The organism is Nitratidesulfovibrio oxamicus, from assembly GCF_015731765.1.
Taxonomy (GTDB): Bacteria; Desulfobacterota; Desulfovibrionia; order Desulfovibrionales; family Desulfovibrionaceae; genus Cupidesulfovibrio; species Cupidesulfovibrio oxamicus.
On the sequence record NZ_VRYY01000690.1, the window covers coordinates 1 to 798 of the forward strand.

Consider the following 798-nt stretch of genomic DNA (forward strand, 5'->3'; position numbering starts at 1 on the left):
GTAATGCGGGCCGCCGCCCGCATTACGGGTGGCCGTCTCCGTGGCCGGGCGCGCCAAACCCGCAGGCATGCCGGAAAAACCGGCAAGCCGAAGGCACGTCGCGCCACGCGCCCGGAACCGGCGGGTCACACCGGCAGGGCGCGGCCCCGAAGAGATAGGTGCTTACGGCCTGCTGTCAATGACGTCGCCCGCATGCAGGCGATGTTCGCGCCCCTCGGCATCCACCAGGCGCAGCAGGCCATCCGGATCCACGTCGGCCACCAGCCCTTCCACCACGCCGTGCGGCGTGCCCACCCGCAGGGGGGTGCCTACGATGGCGGAAAGCTCCTTCCAGCGCGCGATGACCGGTCCGGGGTCGCCTTCGCGCAGGGCGGCGTACCAATGCTCGGCCCGCTCCAGAAAGGCGCGCAGCACGTCCACCCGCGACACGGGGCGGCCCAGTTCCGCCGCCAGCGAGGTGGCCTTGCCGCGCAGGTCTTCGGGCAGATCCTCGACGTGGGTGTTCACGTTGATGCCCGCGCCGGTGACCACGTGAGACACCGCATCGGCCACCATGGCCACCTCGGTCAGGTTGCCCGACACCTTGCGGCCATGCAGCAGCACGTCGTTGGGCCATTTGGCGCGCGGGGCAAGGCCGGTGACCTCGGCCACCGCCTCGGCCACGGCCACGGCGGTCATCAGGGTGACCAGCGGCGCGCCCTGAGGGGCAAGACGGGGCCGCAGCACCAGCGAAACGTACACTCCCACCCCGGCGGGCGACACCCAGACGCGACCGGCGCGTCCCCGTCCGGCGGTCTG

The 798-nt window shown here is 72.2% G+C and carries 1 protein-coding gene; it reads right to left on the reverse strand.

Annotation, left to right across the window (positions count from 1 at the left end; translation table 11 throughout):
* Positions 1–162: 162 nt before the first annotated feature.
* A partial coding sequence (locus FVW20_RS17295; protein WP_196610558.1) for a biotin--[acetyl-CoA-carboxylase] ligase occupies positions 163–798 on the reverse strand: 636 nt, incomplete at its 5' end.